The following is an 11931-nucleotide window of genomic DNA, read 5'->3' as shown; positions in this document are numbered from 1 at the left end:
AAATTCAATCCGAATCATCCCGGATGGTAGCAATGAATGCGATGCAACAAATTTGCCAATTGAACAAAAGCAGGCGGTGTATTCGATGAATTATACCAACTGCTTATTGTTAGCCGTACTTGCTCAGCACTTAAACCAAACTCCACAACAGGTAGCCTCATTTTTAGCCGCTCAACTTTTGAGCGAGCAATCGACAGTGACGGAGGACGAAATAAATCAATTCATGCAAAAATTTGCCGAGCTTGCCAAAAGAATGCCTGCCGAAGGGTTTATCTTTGAATCACTTGATAAGGAGAGGAGCGATGAAAGATAGGACGCCATCAACAACTAGCCGACTAATCTCTGATTGCCAAAGACACCTCAAAGATAATTTCGATCGCCTTCAGATGCAGGAGTGCTTTGAAATTATCAAGGAAGCAAAACGCAAGGGCTTGCTAGGGAGTCAACGCGGGCGCAGCGCCTGCTTCGCGAATGCCGTAAATTTAGCAAACGACATTCTCAGAGTTTGCTCTGGGGGCGGGGAACTTCCCCCAGAAATGAAGGGAAACCCACAAGCCTTGTATATCTATGTGGGTTTGGTAGCCGTGAATTTAATCAAATAGTCCGCCTGATGATGGCTGTTTGGCTCAACAGCCGAAACTCCCCCCCTTATGAAGGGGGAGTCGCGGGAAAGGGTCGCAACCTCCGTGCTAGCTGTAGTTCTTTAGTAAAGATGTGGGTTTTTTCAAAGAATCCCCTAACACTCGCGGGAACAAAAGCAGATGCGATCGCGCGGCGAATTCCAACCTCGCCGCGCGCTAAAAACTCCTAAGCCCCTGTGCGGAAATGGGTTAACACCCCTGGGAGATTCGTGGGTTATGTAAGAGTTTTAAAAATGATAGTAGTTGGACTTGATGTATCTTCAGACCGCGTAGATGCAGTATTTCTTGATGCTGATAACTTTCCTAAAGTTGCATTGAGGGATTTTTACTTGTCGCCATCATTTGGCGAGGTTCATGCAGTCTACAAAAGTAATGAAATCGGAGCTTTTCTAAGTCGTATTAGTAGTAACAAAGCTATTGCAATCCTTGAAAGCACTGGGGTTTATTCGTATTTTTGGAGAGACCAGCTTCAAAAAATAGGAATCACCGTACTTGTGGCAGACCAAGGCATGGTGCGATCGGTTCGTCGCGCTCTAGGCGGAACTGACAACAAAGACGATAAGTTTGATGCTCTCATTATGTGCGAGCTTTATCGGCGGCACTATCTGGAAACTTACGATCGCAGATTTTGGGTCAGGGAACTCGATCCGCAAATCAAAAAAATCAGGCGCTCTCTTCTAGAAATCAAAAGCATCACCCGTAAGCAAACCGCTTGCATCAACACTCTCAAAAGCCGGCTTTCTTCGGAGTACCCGGCGCGAGCCAAGGTCAAAAGCCAGCGTCACAACGGATTTTTAGAAATTGGCTGTCCGCCGGCTTTTTGGGGATGGCTCGCCAACCGCTGCGATTTCTTAAACCGACAGGTTTTGTCAAGATTGGACAATCACTTTAAGCGGGCGGCGGAACTGGGAGCAAACATAACCGATTTGACTCGCCAGCTTGCCGCGTCCGTGTGCGATCTTCACGACATGGAAGCAAGCTTGGAGCATCAATTAATTGACTTGCTGGGCGACAGTCAGTTTGCACAGTACCATCAAGTATTCGATCGGTTCGGCATGGGCTACCGGGAGAGAGGGTGGATTTTGTGCCGCACTTATCCATTTCAAGATTTTCTGTGCCTGCCGAAGAAAAGAGCCTTGCGACGTTTCCGGCAGGCTTGCGGAATGGGGAAAGTTGAAAGGTCTAGCGGCAAAGTCAAAGCTGGCGGCGGTGGCGGAAGCTGGACTGGATGCGCGAATACTCGATCGAGCTTGTGGACTTACGTTCATTCCCGAATTGAGCCGCAGAAACTCAAAGGCCAAAACTATACGAGCGTCCAATTGGAGCTTAGGGAGTATTTTGTCGGGCGTGCATTCGAGGCTAACGGCACCAAAAAACGCGGCGGCCAGCTAGCCGATGCTCGAAACGCGACTTCTCGGAAGCTTGCTGATTTAATGTTTAGGGAACTTTACAAAACTATCAAATAATTGAAGAAGCGATCGATAGTGTCGATCGCTTCTTCAATTTGAAAAGCATAAAGGTGTGCGGAGTTAGAACCGATTGCAATATGTTCGGCCTTACATTAATTGTGGGTTCTCGATTTGGCACCTGGTGGCGATCGTCCCGAGGCGTTCGAGGACTTGCTCGGCATCGATCAGCCTGGTGAGGGTGACGCTGCCGATATTTTTTGCGGGATCTGCGGGATCGGGGGGGGCACAGGGTTTGACTTCTACCATGAGCACGGCGTCTTCTACGCGGTAGAGCCACATTTTTTCGTTGCGATCCAAAAGGGAGAGCTTGAGCTGTTGGATGTCCGGCTGGCGTCTCCAGCCGGCGGCTGTCCACTCGCCGCCAACTCCCCAGACGCGCCCCACTTTCCAGCCGTCGGATAAGAAGAAGTATTTCATTTGCTGTGTGCGCTTGTTAATTATTTTTTTGTTATAGCAGTTATTGTAGGGTGCGTCAGCGGGCAAATTTTTTTGACCGGCTACTTAAGAATATTGCCCCGAAACGGCACCCTACGGGGTTGTTAATTATTTGTGGTTGTAGCAGTTATTGTAGGGTGCCGTTTCGGGCTGATTTTTTTGACCGGCTACTTAAGAATATTGCCCCGAAACGGCACCCTACGGACTGACTTACAAAGAAACCGGGTGTCGAGTCTCCGGCGCGCAAGTTACCTGTTGTAAAGGAATCTTCACAACGAATTCTGTCCCTTTCCCCGGCGCAGAAATACAACTAATTTGACCGCCGTGTTGTTCGACAACAATTTGGTGACTGATAGATAAACCCAATCCCGTGCCGCTCCCTACAGGTTTTGTGGTAAAAAATGGGTCAAACATCTTTTTTAGCACTTCTTCGCTCATACCAATACCGTTGTCCGCAATCCGAATCACTGCGAATTGACTGGGAGGATTTTCGGCAGGAATTGCTGCTGACAACTGATTGTAAGCTCTTGCTGCTTTGCCTTTGCCAACTCCCGAACATTCTGCTGTTTCCACCTCAGTATGAATCACTATTTTGGGGTAAGGTTGAGTTTCTAGGGCATCAAGGGCATTATTGAGCAAACTGGCAAACACCTGATTCAACTGACTGCTGTAACAGGGAACTTCCGGCAGGTTGCCGTAGTTTTTAATTACCTCAATCTCTTGAGAAATAATGCTGCCTTCGCTTTTTTTGCTAATCCCTTTACCACCCGCTCGGTGCTGGACAAATAGTAGAGTGCGATCGAGATTTTGATTGATATCTACTTCTTTGATTCCGGATTCGTCGAGTTTTGTGAAAAATTTTAAAGTGTCAACAATTTGTTGGATGCGCGAGGCTCCAGACTCGATTGACTGCATTAGCCGCGACCAATCTTTTTGCAAGAAATCTAAATCTATACTCTCAGCTAGTTGCTCTATTTCTGCTCCGGGTTCTGGATATTTGTTTTTGTAAAGTTCTAGGAGATTGTTGATATCTTGGAAATAGTGGCGGGCTGGATTGATATTGCCCAAAATAAAACTATTGGGATTGTTGATTTCGTGGGCAACTCCTGCTACCATTCGCCCGAGACTTAACATTTTTTCGGTTTGAATCAGTTGAGATTGGGTGCGTCTGAGATTGTCTAATGTTAATTTTAATTGAGTAGCTTTCTCTCGTTCCCGCAGTTCGCTTTTTCGCAGTTCCAGTTCGGCTTGTTTGACGGCGGTGATGTCGCGGCTGACAGATAGGACAGATGCAATTGTCCGATCGCGCTTAAATTCAGGAACCATGCAAACTTGATAAAATTTAGTGCCTGATTTTGTGCGAAAATTAAACTCAAAGCACTCTTCGGTGCCGTTAGCGAATACGGCGCACAAAGTTGCTTCCGAGAGCACCACCACTTCCTCGGACATTCCTAACTCTCGATGGGTTTTACCCGTGAATGCTGCGGCGGGGATTCCTGTGGCTAATTCGGCTGCTGGATTGACGTAAAGGTGGCGCATTTGCTTGTCAAATCGGGCAATTATATCCGGGGAATTTTCCGCTAAGGCTCTGAATTCTTGTTCGCGGCGGTAGGAGGTTTCTTGGGCCCGCTTTTCCTCGGTAATGTCGTAAGTCATCATCAGAATGCAGTTGGTGTCGCCAATGCTAATAATTTCGGCCGATACCAGGACAAACTTGAGTTGGTCGAACTTGGTACGAAACTGGAATTCTTGTTTGTAAATAGCGCCGGATCTTTGCAAGATTTCTAAGCAACGATCGCGATCGCCCAGATTCTCCCATAAATTGATTTCGCGATCGGTTTTTCCCAAGATTTCCTCGGGAAAATAGCCGCTGAGGTTGCAAAAGCTCTGGTTGACTTCCGTTAAATATCCCTCTTCCAGTGTGGCGATTGTCATGGCGGCGGGGCTGCTGCGAAAAGCTTTGGCAAATTTTTCTTCGGAAAAGCGCAGGGCTAACTCGGCTAATTGGCGCGATCGCACTTCCGCTCGCAACAGCATATTTTGTTGTTCTAATTGTTTGGTAAGGTTCCGCAGTTGCAGGTGCACGTTGATGCGCGCGATCGCCTCGGAGTGCTCCAGCGGTTTAGTGATGTAGTCTACCGCACCCAAAGTCAACCCTTTCACTTTATCCGCAGCCTCGGAAAGAGCTGTCATAAAAATTACGGGAATGTCCTTAACTTCATCTATTGATTTCAGGCGGCGACAGGTTTCAAATCCGTCTATTCCCGGCATCATCACATCTAGCAAAATGATATCTGGCAAGATTTTTGTGACTCTATCTAGCGCTTTTTCTCCCGTTGTAGCTACAAAAATCTCAAATCCGTATTCCACCAAAAAATATGATAATATGTTAATATTAGCGGGTTGGTCGTCTACGATTAATACTTTGCTTTTTGCCTGAGTTTGCATATTTTTATGTTTGAAAATCAACAAAATGGCTCACTTGACACTCCCCCGTCTAAAGACACGGGGATTCTTTGATCTACGAGCTAACTTATTTTGACAGGATTTCTCCAGCCAGAGCAGAGGCCAATTCTCCCAAAGCGTTGCTTGCATCAACTGCAAAGGTTCCGGTATGCCCTACCGTACCCAATCCTCGACTCAGGATGTTTCTAGCTGCGTTAAAATCTCTATCAAGCGTACAACCACACTTGCAAACGTGTGTTCTTGTAGATAGCGTTTTCTTGACAATTGCACCACAAAGGGAGCATTCTTGGCTGGTGTAGTGCGGATTTACCGCAACCGTTACTTTCTCAAATACCTTTCCAAAGTATTCAATCCAAACACGGAACTGATACCAAGATGCGTCATTAATTGACTTAGCTAGGCAATGATTTTTCACCATATTCTTAATCCTCAAATCGACCTAAGCTATCAAGTCGTTTGACTGAACTACGCACCGTGCAAGTTTGATTGCATGGTCTTTGCGCTGCCTACTTATTTTGAGGTGGCGTTTACCTAAAATCTGCCTAGATGAGCCTCTATTCTTTGAACCTTTTATTTTTCTAGATACACGGCGTTGACAACGCTTAAGAACTTTTTCACTCCGGAGGAGGAACTTGGGGTTTTCAACCATTACACCATTGGAATCGGTGTAATATTCCTTCAACCCAACGTCCAACCCGATGGTATCACCATTCGGTTCTATGTTTTCTTTTCGGTCAACGTCAATGCAAAATTGAACGTATACACCGTCTGCGCGTCTTACCAATCTCACCCGTTTGATTTGGTTGATTTGATAGAAGTGCAAATCGCGTGTTCCTTTTAGCTTGAGCTTGCCGATTCCTTTTTTGTCAGTAAACTTGATTGATTTGCGATCGATTGCCAGCTTCCATCCCGTTGATTTATACTCAACAGAGCGACAATCTTTTTGAAATTTTGGATATCCCTTTTTGCCCGGAGTTCCTTTCTTGCAGTTGTCGTAGAAGCGGCAGATAGCAGACCATGCTCGTTCTGCACTCGCTTGTCTTGCTTGAGAATTGAGTTCGGAGGCAAACGGAAATGATGCAGCAAGTACCGCACAGTATTTGTTCAAATCGTACTTATCCACCTTTTTGTTATCCATCCAATAGCGTAAACAGCTATTGCGAACAAATTTGGCTGTACGAATTGCTTCATCTACAGCAGAGAACTGACTCTTTTTTTCGTAGGTTTTGAACTCAAAGACTAGCATTGCTTTACCTCCTCTTTTATACTAACTTATTTGGCACAAAATAGCTCGCAAGTACAACAATGTTTTACAATTAAAGCCGTCCTAAAAGGACGGGGTTTTCAACCCATTTTTCAGATAAAGTAGGTTGATTGGAAGTATCTTAACCCAACATACAAGAATATGGGAAGGTATTGAATAGAGAAACAGAGTTGCTTGCCACAAACTCAACCTGAAAGCCGATCTGTTGCATCGCTGTTACTCGGATGCTTGAGTTTGGTAGAATTTGGTGCAACAGATCGGATGTAGGAGATGGATCCCTGATAGAAATATATTCTACTATTTATTCTTCAAATTTGCTGGATTATATCAACTTTAGAGTGTGAAAAACCGGGTTTCTGCTGCCGTGACGTACAACTGCTATAAATGCCAGCGATGGCGATCGCCCAGGCATCCCAACGCTTACGTTTCACTGGGAATGACTTACTTACGTATTTTTCGTCTCACATCCTTACTATTTAGGGCTTGCTGAAAAAGTGTACGTAGTGGAAAAACGAGGCTACACAGCTTAAAAAATAATAGGTTTATGGCTTGCATTCCCAAATGCAAGCCATAAACTAACAACTTTCATTGCAAGGGTTTTGAGCCTCTATAATCCTATAACTTGCACTTTTTCAAGCAAAAAAAGCTTAAACACCTTATCTGGCAAGCTTTCTACTTTTATTCAGCAAGCCCTATTTATACTGCAAGTTGGCTCGCTCCGAACGATTTTTAGGATTGAGGCTATAACTCGTTGTTAAATCCGATTATGAGGATTGAACTCCTACTAGGAAGCAATTTTAGTCGCCCGGATTTAAGTAAGGCTCAATTAGTTTAATTATCGCGTCATCGTCATAGCGATCGACTAACTGCCAAATTTTCCGAGCAAATAGGGCATAGGTGGGATTTAACTCTTGCAGGCGCTGTGCTTCGCGCTTAATCTGCTCGAAATTACCGATTTGAGCGGCTTCGTACAAATCGAGTAACTCTTCGCCATGAGGCATTTCTACGTCTTCTGAGCCGATCGCCAATTCAGAGAAAGTACGAGCGGCGCAGCTATCTTGTCGGGAATCGCCCGAAGCCTCAAAAATCCAAATCAGTCCCAGATAATTCTGTATTTTTGCCAAAAAATCATCGATTATAAAAAATTTACTGATAAAATCACTGTAGCCTATTTCCTCTTGCTTTTCCAACTCCAACTCGAACAGCCCGCTAGTAGCAATCAAGATTGGCGTCTCCCGAAACATTGGCAAACAGCGCAATTGAGCGCAGAGTTCAAAACCGCTGATTCCGGGCATCAACAAATCAGCAATAATTAAATCCGGTTCCTCGGAAATCGCTGTTTCTAAACCTATTTCACCAGAATCAGCCTCAATTAACTCAAAACCCAGCGGTGCTAGAATATCCACCATCAAACAGCGATTTTCTGGGCAATCGTCAACAACTAATATTCTACGCCGTTGACCTTCATAACCTGTAATTACGGGTTGCTGTGGTGGCGAAACTGGTACGAGCGAATCTGCGTGAAGCGAAGCTATCCCGTAGGGAATCGACAATTCAATCTCAAACCAAAACGTACTCCCAACACCCCAACAACTTTCGACTTTGAGTTCGCCTCCCATCAGCGCAACTAAGGTTTGGGCGATGTTTAATCCCAAACCCGTACCTTCTGTTTTCTTCCCGATTTCGCCCACTTGTTCAAAAGGTAGAAATATTCGTTCTATTGCGTCGCTAGTAATTCCGATGCCTGTATCTTTAACTTGAAAGTGGATTTTGGTAATTGGGAAGCCGGGGCTTGCATTAAATAAAAAATCTGATTCCGGGCGCGCGCTCAATATTCCTGCAACAGGTTGACTGTTTTCAATTACCTCTACTTTGAAAATTATGCTACCTTCATCCGTAAACTTAATCGCGTTACTTAATAAATTTAGGAGAACTTGACGCAACCGCTGTTCATCTACCGATACAAACTCAGGAATTTTATCTGCTATTTGGGAGACAAAAATTAGGCTTTTTTCTTGGGCTTTGAGCCGAAAGATTTCTGATATGTCATTGAGGAAATCCGGCAAACAAACATCGTTAACAGTTAATTCGAGCTTTTCAGCTTCAATTTTAGCCAAATCTAAAATATCATTAATTAAAGTCAGCAAATGAGAACCGCACTGCTGGATCGTGCGAATTTGCTCTTTGTCGCGGGGAGAAAAATTTGGCTGTCGGAAAAGTATTTGAGTGTAGCCGAGAATGGCATTGAGGGGAGTTCGCAATTCGTGGCTCATATTGGCAAGAAAGGCACTTTTAGCAAGGGATGCGACTTCGGCAGCTTCTTTTGCTTTTTGGAGTTCGGCAATGCGATCGCTCACCTTTTGCTCTAAAGTGCGATTGTAGTTATTCAGTAACTTTTCGGTGTGTTTGCGATCGGTGATGTCTTGAGAAGCCGCGATCGCGCCGATAATGTTGCCAGCTTCATCAAACAGCGGCGTACTCCAAACTTCTAAAGGCACAGTGCGATCGGACCAACGAATTTCTATGTCTTCCACTCTCACCGTTTCTCCTTTGAGCGATCGGGCTACAGGATTTTTTTCAATTGAATATAATTCATCTGTTCCTGCATCGTAAAGTCTAAAAACTTCTGCGAGTTGCTCGGTTATAGACTCTGATACACTCTGGATACCTACTAACTGCCGCGCTATCTGATTTATGTAAATCAGTTGCCCGGTAGAGTCGTGAACTGATACTCCCACCGGCATAGCTTCGAGGATTTGTTTCAGGCGGCTTTCACTGTCGGTTAAGGCAGCATTTAAAGATTGGAGAGATTTGAAAGCAGATTGCAGTTTGTCTGCCATATTATTAAAGGATTTTGCCAATTGCCCGACTTCATCATTGCGGTCAAGCTCGACAGTTGTATCCCATTCATTGTTAGCTAGAGCTTTGGCGGCCGTATTTAAGCGTAAAATTGGCTTGGTTATCCATTTAGCTGTGAAAATGCCGACAACAATTGCTCCGATTAAGGCAGCAGTACACAGTATAATTGTGGTGCGATTGTTGGCGTCAATTTCTGCCATAAAATCGGATTCCGGGATGACGATCGCAATCAACCAATCTAAACCAAAATTATCCTTGTAAGGTACTACTTTGAGTAATTGGGATTGGCCGTCAATTTCAAATTCAAGGTGTTGAACATCATTAATTTGGGAAAAATCGCCAAAGTGATTCGTTAAAAATAGACCCGTGGCGCGGATTGTAGCATTTGGGCTTGCCGTTAATTTTAATCGATTAAACTGCTGGTTGCTCACAATATAGGGATTGTCGGGGCCGGAATTGGCTACTAACAACCCGCTGCGTTCGATAATAAAAATTTTTGCCGACTGGCTAGTTTTTATGCTATCGAGAAAATTGGCAATTTTTCTAATGTTGAGGTTTACCGAAAATACTCCTAGCAGTTCCTTTGTCGTCTCATTATAAATCGGTCGATTGCCGTTAATTACTAAATCTGTATTGTTACCCAGTTGAAAAATATTAGTCCAGGTGGATTTTCCCGCAGCTTTAGCAGCTTGGTACCAAGGTCTTTTTGTGGCATCAGGTTGTCGAAAAGTTTTGTATAGTTTGGTTCTATTACCTAGCAAGTCTGGAACATACATATTGATGATGCCCCGATCCAACTCATCCGATCGCATAATCAGATTCTGTCCGATAGTGCGATCGCCTGCAACGAAGTCTCCCCGTTTGCTACCAAAAATAATGGTTGTCGGCGATTCAAACTGTTTGAGTTGAAACAAAAGGTAGCGTTCGAGTTGCGGTAAATCTTGTAAATTTAGGGTTTTTTGGCGCACCGCATCCGCGTTAATGCGGTTGATTAAATGGGGTGCGGACAGATATGTATCGAGGTAATGTACGACGCGATCGCCAATTTGTGCTGCTAGCTGATTTGCCAGGTTGTTAACCGCCTTTTGTCCGTTTGTATAGGAAAGATACCCCACCAACCCCGCAGTCCCCACAATTTGCAGCACAAACGGTACAATCAGCACCGTTCGGAGGGGGGCTTTTTTGAGAGGGGCAGTTAGGCGATTCCCTAGGGGATAGCTACGCTTGACGACTGTTTTAATCGACATGATAAAACCGTGCTTATCAAAGTGGGGAAATTGAACGATCGCACTTAGTAACGCAAGGCGATCGCTGACTGAGAGTTGGCAGGCTTTTTCTTTAAGTTATTGCAGAAATATGAAAAAACACTTCAACAATGGTTGGTATTTGAATTATAGTACATTGGAAGCGTGATCGCGACTATTTGACTGCGGAGAGCTTGAGCGGTAGAGAGAATTTCTTGACGGCAAATTGGGTTGGAACTGCGATCGCCCTTTTACTGATTAGATCGACTGGTTTGCTGAGGATTGCTTCGAGTTCTTCCTGCATTTGGGCGTGATCGAGTAGACCCCAGTTGGCCGTGGGGGCAAAAGCAACTAGGATATCGATGTCGCTTTCTGCATGAAAGTCGTCCCGAAGGATAGAACCAAAGAGGGAGAGTTCGATAATTTGCCAGTGTTGGCACAATTTCGTGATTTGGTCAATTGGTAGGGCGATCGCGGTTTTCATTCAGCCTCCTCAATTTTTCTCTATAGTCATTTAAGCAAACAGTTTCCGTAATTTACAGGTATGACACCGAGAGCTTATAGAGCGAATTGAGCGATCGTACTTTTGTACAGTACGATCGCGTGGCTCGATCGCAGAGCGCGATGGTGAGCAATGCTGCGGCCGCTGGGTGGTCAAAAGTTGTCATAAAACTTCTTGCAATTGCAAATCCGGTTTGAATACTCCTTTTATCTATTGGTCTTGGAAGACTAACTTTGTTTGTTTAGTCGCGATTTAAATCTCATAATTATCGAGGGTAGACAACCCGGATATGATTTATTTACCGCATAGCAGCTTTTTAGCACCTTGTGTTAGTGTATTTTTAAGCATGGTTTGGCGCTTGATTCACTCTAAATAATTTCCCAATGTGGACATCTGATTCTTTAAACTCATGTTACTAATAAAACTGTGTTTTTGCGGTTCATTGTGAGTTGCTCCGGCGGCGACTGTGTTGTGAATTAGAAGTTAAACGGCTCCGTGCGATCGTCTTGTACCAATTTAGTGTTTTGTACGGAATAATGTAAGAGAGCTGTGTATCTAGTTGTAAGAGTAGTTGCATAACTACTGAGGACGAGCGAAAAAGCCGTTAGATACCACTCCGGCATTAGATGCTGTATCAACAGCTTTGAATCCGTCTGTTTTTTTCTACTACCTAAATTGCCTTGCCAACACTGAAATTCTACCTAATTAAGTAGAGAAATATCTCAGCAACCCTTACTTTTTTGTAGGACATAAGCTTATGAAGATCGGGAATATTTTAAGTATCATTCTCAGTAAAGCTGCTAAATTGATAAATACCAGAATTGCTAGTTTTTTTTGTATAATAGCGATAACTTGGGCTTTCGTGTATCTTGCTTTGTGTTGTATTTTTACTTTCATATCTCCTTTACCTAAGCCAATAATATTAGGAGTTAGGACTTTTGCTTATGGAATGGGCGGTAGTGCCCTGAAGGAAAGGATCGGAGTAAGCTATAATTAGAGAAGTGTTTCCCATAGCGTGATATGACATTAGAAATTAGTTGCCCTAATTGTT

The 11931-nt window shown here is 44.2% G+C and carries 8 protein-coding genes and 1 pseudogene; 3 read left to right on the top strand and 6 right to left on the bottom strand.

All coding sequences use genetic code 11. The features are described 5' to 3' along the window. The 3 genes from JGK39_RS29480 to JGK39_RS29470 form a co-directional block, all read left to right on the top strand. Window positions 1-313: hypothetical protein (locus tag JGK39_RS29480; protein ID WP_293298454.1), on the top strand; the 313-nt coding region annotated here is incomplete at its 5' end. Further along, window positions 303-602: a hypothetical protein gene (locus JGK39_RS29475; protein ID WP_293298451.1), complete on the top strand. Its 300-nt coding sequence runs from the start codon at window positions 303-305 to the stop codon at window positions 600-602. The genes JGK39_RS29480 and JGK39_RS29475, both read left to right, overlap by 11 nt. A gap of 272 nt (window positions 603-874) precedes the next feature. Continuing rightward, the gene (locus JGK39_RS29470; protein ID WP_293298449.1) at window positions 875-2107 is read left to right on the top strand and encodes a transposase; all 1233 of its coding nucleotides are present in this window, start codon (window positions 875-877) and stop codon (window positions 2105-2107) included. Window positions 2108-2197: 90 nt separating this feature from the next. Here JGK39_RS29470 and JGK39_RS29465 read toward each other — a convergent pair whose 3' ends face one another. The 6 genes and pseudogenes from JGK39_RS29465 to JGK39_RS29440 form a co-directional block, all read right to left on the bottom strand. After that, window positions 2198-2527, bottom strand: coding sequence for a hypothetical protein (locus JGK39_RS29465; protein ID WP_293258981.1), 330 nt, complete (start codon window positions 2525-2527; stop codon window positions 2198-2200). 228 nt (window positions 2528-2755) lie between these two features. Continuing rightward, complete coding sequence (locus JGK39_RS29460; RefSeq protein ID WP_293258983.1) at window positions 2756-4993, bottom strand: PAS domain S-box protein; 2238 nt, start codon at window positions 4991-4993, stop codon at window positions 2756-2758. Window positions 4994-5078: 85 nt separating this feature from the next. Further along, window positions 5079-6257, bottom strand: a pseudogene (locus tag JGK39_RS29455) (transposase). Window positions 6258-7072: 815 nt separating this feature from the next. Continuing rightward, window positions 7073-10381 carry an ATP-binding protein gene (locus JGK39_RS29450; protein ID WP_293298447.1) on the bottom strand — a complete coding sequence of 1103 codons (3309 nt, stop codon included), beginning with the start codon at window positions 10379-10381 and terminating at the stop codon, window positions 7073-7075. A 172-nt stretch (window positions 10382-10553) separates the two neighbouring features. Then, window positions 10554-10862: a nucleotidyltransferase family protein gene (locus tag JGK39_RS29445; RefSeq protein WP_366049363.1), complete on the bottom strand. Its 309-nt coding sequence runs from the start codon at window positions 10860-10862 to the stop codon at window positions 10554-10556. Between the two features lie 52 nt (window positions 10863-10914). After that, a complete protein-coding gene (locus JGK39_RS29440) occupies window positions 10915-11046 on the bottom strand; it encodes a hypothetical protein (RefSeq protein WP_293298444.1) in 132 nt (43 codons plus the stop codon). Window positions 11047-11931: the final 885 nt, after the last annotated feature.

The organism is Microcoleus sp. PH2017_12_PCY_D_A (assembly GCF_020738565.1).
Taxonomy (GTDB): Bacteria; Cyanobacteriota; Cyanobacteriia; order Cyanobacteriales; family Microcoleaceae; genus Microcoleus.
Note: the sequence above shows the minus strand (reverse complement) of the source record. Positions and strands in the feature narration are given on the sequence as shown.

What these genes read in the sequence shown, in the direction of transcription:
- JGK39_RS29475 (WP_293298451.1), top strand. Translation starts at nt 303, where the DNA reads ATGAAAGATAGGACGCCATCAACAACTAGCCGACTAATCTCTGATTGC.
- JGK39_RS29470 (WP_293298449.1), top strand. Translation starts at nt 875, where the DNA reads ATGATAGTAGTTGGACTTGATGTATCTTCAGACCGCGTAGATGCAGTA.
- JGK39_RS29465 (WP_293258981.1), bottom strand. Translation starts at nt 2,527, where the DNA reads ATGAAATACTTCTTCTTATCCGACGGCTGGAAAGTGGGGCGCGTCTGG.
- JGK39_RS29460 (WP_293258983.1), bottom strand. Translation starts at nt 4,993, where the DNA reads ATGCAAACTCAGGCAAAAAGCAAAGTATTAATCGTAGACGACCAACCC.
- JGK39_RS29450 (WP_293298447.1), bottom strand. Translation starts at nt 10,381, where the DNA reads ATGTCGATTAAAACAGTCGTCAAGCGTAGCTATCCCCTAGGGAATCGC.
- JGK39_RS29445 (WP_366049363.1), bottom strand. Translation starts at nt 10,862, where the DNA reads ATGAAAACCGCGATCGCCCTACCAATTGACCAAATCACGAAATTGTGC.
- JGK39_RS29440 (WP_293298444.1), bottom strand. Translation starts at nt 11,046, where the DNA reads ATGACAACTTTTGACCACCCAGCGGCCGCAGCATTGCTCACCATCGCG.